Origin of the sequence: Peptoniphilus sp., assembly GCF_022767005.1 — a bacterium.
Classification (GTDB): domain Bacteria; phylum Bacillota; class Clostridia; order Tissierellales; family Peptoniphilaceae; genus Peptoniphilus_A.
The window spans coordinates 1-6428 of the sequence record NZ_JALEOV010000090.1; the positions used below are offsets into that span (position 1 = coordinate 1).

Sequence of the window (6428 nt, forward strand, 5' to 3'; positions counted from 1 at the left end):
CTGTTAGTCTTAAATCATTTCTAAGTAAATCTATTAATCTTTTCTTTTCGTCTACATCAAAATTATAGATTTCACCATTAACTTTTAAACTTATTTTCATTTTCTCACCTAAATTTTATTTTAATCAATATGCATCGTGCACACTTTAATACAATATAATATAAATGTGTTTTTAATAGTATACCACCAATTTAAATCGTTTTCAAACTATTTTTAACAGTCTTCTCTTATTATTTTATCTCTCAATTAAAAACTCTTGCCAAGCATTTAATTTAACTTATATACTATTTATTAATTTTTTTAATTTCTTTGTTTAAGTTTAGTTGTAAATATTTTCTTTTGCTTGCTTTTTAAAATGCATCTTACAATATTACATTTATTTGACTTATGCAAGCACATATTTTACTCATCTATAAAATATTTATAATAAGGAGTTTCTTCAACTTTATTGGATTTAATAAGTCTAATTTTTCTTCCCGATTAAATTCTTATTGATATAAAATACAAATAAAAAATACTTTTATTTTGCTGTTGATATTAAAAAAGACCCTTGTATGATTACTAAGGCCTAAATTTGACTTTTTGTTTATTTGAGACAGAAGAACTTGGTTACTATTTCTTTTTAGTTTAGATTAAATCTTCTTCATTATAAATATTGTGAGTGAAATAACTTTCTATTTCTTTTTTATATTTTAATAGAACTTGAATTGCATTTTCTAGCTTCTCATCAGTACTTCTAAAGTTGGGGATAGATACGCTCATAGCTGCGATAACCTTTCCATCCTTTTCTATTGAAACAGCAACACACTTTGAATCTAAACTCGTTTCTTGTAAATCGTATGAATACCCATTACTCTTAACTGCTTCTATTTCATTCAAAAAATCATCTATATTTGTAATAGTTCTCTCTGTCAAAGGAACCATATTATCTCCAACAATGTCTTTAATTTCTTCTTCACTGTTTTTGTAAACCAAAACTTTCCCTAGTGCTGTTGAATAAATTGGTAGAAATTTTCCAACATAGCTCATTAGCTGGATTGATTGTTTTGGATCTTTTTTAGCAATATAGAAGACTTTATTATCTTGTAGTATCCCTAATTGACATATTTCGTTACATTCCTTAACTACTTCTGTCATATAGGATTTTATCATCTCAAGAAGAGATGTTGATTCTATATATGCTTCGCCTACTATGAAAGAATTTATTCCAATTCTATACTTCATTTCAGATTTTTTTGCTAGAAACCTCATATCCACAAGAGTCGAGAGTATTGGTAATATAGTACTCTTAGGTATTTTTGTTTTTTCAGAAATTTCTGTCAATGTAAGATCTTCTTTTTCAGAAGCTAAAGTTAAAAGTATTCTAAGAACTCTTTCAGTTGGCTTATGCATTTTTTTCTCCTTAACCAAAGATTTTATAACTAATATTTCATATTATATATTAACCCTAAAAATATTAAAAGAGCCCGAAGGCTCTTAATATTATAATTAAACAAAAGCTGATGCCCTTTGAATTGCTGTTTCTGTATATCCTAGAAGTTCTGCCTGAACTTGTTTCCCGTTACACACCTCTACAATTAAATCTAGCAATTCTTCACTTGCTTGCTCAATTGCCTTGTTTTCTGTAATTATACCGCTTGCATCATAATCTATGTTGTCGCTCATTTTAGCATAGGTTTCGCTGTTTCCAGTGATTTTTAAAACAGGCGCTATGGCGTGTCCAGTTGGAGTTCCTCTACCTGTGGAAAATACAACTAATTGACATCCACCAGCAATTATACCTCCAACAGATGAAGCATCATTTCCTGGCGTATCCATAATTACAAGTCCTTCTTTTCCTTTAATTTGTTGAGAATAATCATAAAGATTGTTAATGCTGGAAGTTCCCCCTTTATGAATGCATCCAAGTGATTTTTCTTCTAAGGTAGTAAGTCCACCTTCTTTATTTCCTGGTGAAGGGTTTCCGTCACGAACATCTAGCCCTGTATCATTCTTTATTTTAGTTTCATAGTTTTTAATAATTTCATAAATTTTATCATGAATCTCTTTATTTTTTGCCCTTCTAGCAAGAATATGTTCTGCTCCAATAAATTCAGTAGTTTCACAAAGTACAGAAGTTCCACCCATTTCTACCAATTTATCACTAACTTTTCCAATCGTTGGATTAGCTGCAAGTCCAGACGTTGTATCCGAACCACCACAATTTGTTCCAAGAATAAGCTCTGAAAGTGGGAATTCTTCTCTTCTAATCAATGCAGCTTCTCCCACCATTTTCTTTGCAAGCCTTTGAGCTTTTTCTATGGTCTTTAGTGTTCCACCTTCTTCTTGAATAACCAAGGTTTCAACTTGCTTATTTGTTCTTTCTAAAATTCTTTCCTTAACAATATTAGCTTGGGCCGATTCACAGCCTAAACCTACTACTATTACACTATAAACATTTGGGTTTGCACCATACCCCGCTAGAGTATCTAGAGTTAAATCAAGATCTGCACCTACTTGTGAACATCCAAGTTGCAAGTTAAATGTTACTGTACCTTGGACTCCTTGTGAAATTAATCTGGTTGTGTCTGATGCACATATACTTGCTGGTAATATTAAAACATGATTTCTAATCCCAACTCTACCGTCTTTTCTTTTATAACCCCAAAAAGTTCTCATTATACCACCTCATTCTTTTTCTTCAAGATTTTCTCTGTGATCTTTAATATTATGTGTGTGCACATGAAATCCTTTAACAATATCTTTACTAGCTCTTCCTATATGTTCTCCATATTTTACAATATCTTCTTCCATTTTTATGTTTCTTATTGCTATTTTATGGTATATAGGAATGTCGTTTTGCGCCACAACTTCCTTTGTATCGCCATTATCTAAATAGCTTACAGTCTCACCTTTTTCTATAGAGCTTAATACTGTAACCACATTATCCTTATCATCAACTTTAAGAGCGTATTTCATGATTACCTCCCATCCATTACTTTGTTCCTTAATTTTTTTGCAAACTCATAATCCTGTTCACTTAATTCCTCAAATGGGAATATCGTATAATCGTTTATTTTAAGACCATCATCGATTAAAAACTTTTTAAATATATGAGAAAAATTCTTTTCAACACTATATAGTGGCATAAGTCTATCAATTATATTACCTATTGCCTTAACTTCTTCAAAATTTCCACTATTTATAGCTTTTACCCAGCTTGACCATAATTTAGGTTCAAAGTTTGAAATAGCTGCTATGCATCCACTTCCTCCTGCTATAATGTTTGGAATAAAATGATCATCAAATCCTGAATATACCTCGAAGTCATTTCTAATTTCTTTAACTTTTAGAATAACCTCTTTTGTGTGAGTTAGATTTGCTGTTGAGTCCTTCATACCTTTAATGTTTTTATGTTTTTTAGCAAGATTAAATGTTGTTTTAGCACTCATATCAAACCCAGTTCTTGCAGAGAAATTATAAATATAAATATTTCCATCTATCTTCTGAGCAAGTACATCATAATAATGAAAAGCTTCCTCTTGGCTTATCCCATAATAGAATGGAGGAAGTATTAAAACTCCCTTAACTCCTAATGAGATTGCATAATTAGATAATTCTACACACTCCTCAATATTAAGTGAACTTGTTCCAGGGATTAAATCAAGTTTTCCATTTGATTCATCTACATAAAGTTTTATTAGTTTTTTCTTTTCGTACATCGATAAGGCGGTAAATTCTCCACTACTTCCGAGTGGTACTGCTCCATCCACACCATTATCTATTAAGTGTTGAATGAGCAACCTATTACCTTCTATATCAACGTTTCCATCATTATCAAAGATTGTAACCGTTGGTGTTATTATTTTTGCTTTCATCTTAATCCTTTCAACGTTTTACTAATTGTTAAGCAAGACATCCCCTCGCCCACAATAGGCGACGGGATTGTCAGTTTCTCTAGTCTATAATTTTATTTTATACTTTTTATAAATTATTTTAAATAATATGCGTCTAATGCGTTGTTGTAAAATACATCTTCAAGTTCTTTTTCAGCGAACACATCTGATTCTGTTATAAATTTATATAGCTCTTCATATGAGAACTTAGTCATTACAGTAGGTGTGTCAGTGCCCCAAAGAATCTTTTCAGTTCCTAAAATATCTTTTGCTAGTTTTATATATTCTAATGCTGTTGGGAAAGGATATTTTTCAGGAGCTACATTCCAAGGTAACGCACTTAAATCTATCCAAACATTATCATGTTTTAGAAATGGTAATGCTTTTTCTAAATAATCTCCATCTTCTAATGTAGGAGCTAATAAGTGACAAATTACAATGTTAAGATTTTTATATTTCTTCGCAATTCTATAAACTGCCTCTGGTTGACAACTTGCCATTGAAGGACTTCCAATATCTAATACTAAAGTCATATTTTCTTCTTCAGCAATTCTATCATAAATCTTAGTCATCATTGGATCATCGATAATAAAGTTGTTGTGATAGCCCATCATTCCACCACCAACACTAATTTCAAATTTAAATATTTTAGCTTTTAGATCGTTTATTAACCTATCTAAAATTGAATCCACTTCCTTACAGTGAGGATCTAGTGTAACAGCTGCTTTAAATCTATCTGGATACTTATTAGCTGTTTCAATAGCATATTCGTTTTGGAAACCATATAAACTTCCTTGTAATAAAATTGCTTTTTCAACTTCATTTTCATCCATGATACTTAATAATGACTCAGCAACAAATTCCTTATCCCCATATCCTTTTGGAATTATTGCCATTTCATCTCCATTAGCCCAACGGCAAAGTCCATTTCCTAACGGTCTAAATTCACCGTTTTTACCAAAGCTTCTAATACTTTCAAAGATGTGTGCGTGTGCGTCAATTTTTTTCATAATCGTATCCTCCATAGTTTTTATTTTAAAAAATTACATTAAACAAATTTTAAACTTCTTCCTCATTTTCATTTTCTAATTTCTCTAAATCTTTATTATAGGAAAATAGAGTCAAGACAAATGCCAATCCAAATGCTATTACTAGAGATATTAAAAACTGTATAAAAGCGTTGCTCATAAACACAGGAAGAGTTGTTAATGCTGGTAAAGCAAACGAAGTAGCCCTACATCCAAACATTCCAGCAACTGCTCCTCCTACGCCCCCTGCAATACAAGCACAGGTCATAGGTCTCTTAAGTTTTAAGTTAACTCCATACATTGCAGGTTCTGTAATACCTAACAGTGTTGTAAGTCCAGCAGAAATTGCTTGTGACCTAAACTTTTTATCCTTTGTTTTAAATGCAACCGCTAATGCTGCTCCTCCTTGAGCAAATATAGCAGCCCCGAACAAAGCTAAAATTGTGTCATATCCAACTAAGGATATATTATTAATTGCTACTGTAAACAATCCCCAGTGCAATCCAAACATAACCATAAATGGTTGTAAACTACCTACAATTATTCCAGCCACAAGTGGGCTCAAATTATAAATATTTTCATATCCACTAGCTAACCATGATCCAGCAACTTTCCCAATTGGTCCAAATACAAATAGAATTACAGGTGTAACAACTAATAAACAAATTGGTGGTGTAAATAATCCCTTAAAAGTTTCTGGTATGACCTTATAACAGAAGTTCTGAACGTATTTTGTAAAATATATCGCCAATATTATAGGAATAACAGAACTAGAGTATATTACTTTTGGAACTTCTAAATTAAAGAAGGTTACTGTTCCATCTGAGCTCATTAAGCTTGTCATTGATGGATGAAGCAATATGCATCCTATTAATGCTGCTGTAAATGTCTCTACCCCAAACCTTTTTGCTGCTGTTATTGCTAAAAATACAGGGATAAAGTAAAAGAAAGCATCCCCAATAGCATTTAATATTTCATATGTAGAAGAAGTTTGGTCAATAACATTTGTTGCCAATAACAGTGAAATTATTCCCTTTATAATTCCTGTTGATATCATCAGGTTAATAAATGGTAAAAATAGTGATGATAATAATTCTATAAAATCATCTATAAGTTTTTTAAATATTCCCTCTTTCTTATTCACAATAAAACCTCATTTCTTTAGATAATAACGGACACACAAAATCCTATTATATTTAAATAAATTCTTGAAACCTCCTTTATTTAATTTGTTCGTATTTAGGAACTAATTCGTATTTCCGTCTGTGATTGAAATATATCACATACTTTAATAAATTGCAACATTATTTTTAAAAATTATTAAATATTTTTTGAAGTATATTGAAACTTTAAGTTTATTTATCAAATATTCTGAAATAAAAACCTGCTAACAAAAGTCAAGTTTAACCTGAAATTAATTTCAGGTTATTTTATTATTTGTTAATTAATTAAATTTGAGCATAACAATTAAGCCAACTGTTTTCGGCTAGTTAATATATATTTTTTTGATTTTTATGCTACTTTT

At 30.7% G+C, this 6428-nt stretch carries 6 protein-coding genes; all 6 read right to left on the bottom strand.

Annotated elements, in window-relative coordinates:
* Window positions 1–627 precede the first annotated feature (627 nt).
* Window positions 628–1392, bottom strand: coding sequence for an IclR family transcriptional regulator (locus tag MR285_RS06730; RefSeq protein WP_293559322.1), 765 nt, complete (start codon window positions 1390–1392; stop codon window positions 628–630).
* 96 nt (window positions 1393–1488) lie between these two features.
* Window positions 1489–2658, bottom strand: coding sequence for a UxaA family hydrolase (locus MR285_RS06735; protein ID WP_293559324.1), 1170 nt, complete (start codon window positions 2656–2658; stop codon window positions 1489–1491).
* Between the two features lie 9 nt (window positions 2659–2667).
* Complete coding sequence (locus MR285_RS06740) at window positions 2668–2958, bottom strand: UxaA family hydrolase (protein ID WP_293559326.1); 291 nt, start codon at window positions 2956–2958, stop codon at window positions 2668–2670.
* A 2-nt stretch (window positions 2959–2960) separates the two neighbouring features.
* Window positions 2961–3857 (bottom strand): dihydrodipicolinate synthase family protein, encoded by an 897-nt coding sequence (locus MR285_RS06745; RefSeq protein WP_293559328.1) that lies wholly within the window; start codon window positions 3855–3857, stop codon window positions 2961–2963.
* 113 nt (window positions 3858–3970) lie between these two features.
* Window positions 3971–4900 (bottom strand): amidohydrolase family protein, encoded by a 930-nt coding sequence (locus MR285_RS06750; protein ID WP_293559330.1) that lies wholly within the window; start codon window positions 4898–4900, stop codon window positions 3971–3973.
* Window positions 4901–4934: 34 nt separating this feature from the next.
* Complete coding sequence (locus MR285_RS06755; RefSeq protein ID WP_293559332.1) at window positions 4935–6047, bottom strand: PTS transporter subunit EIIC; 1113 nt, start codon at window positions 6045–6047, stop codon at window positions 4935–4937.
* Window positions 6048–6428: the final 381 nt, after the last annotated feature.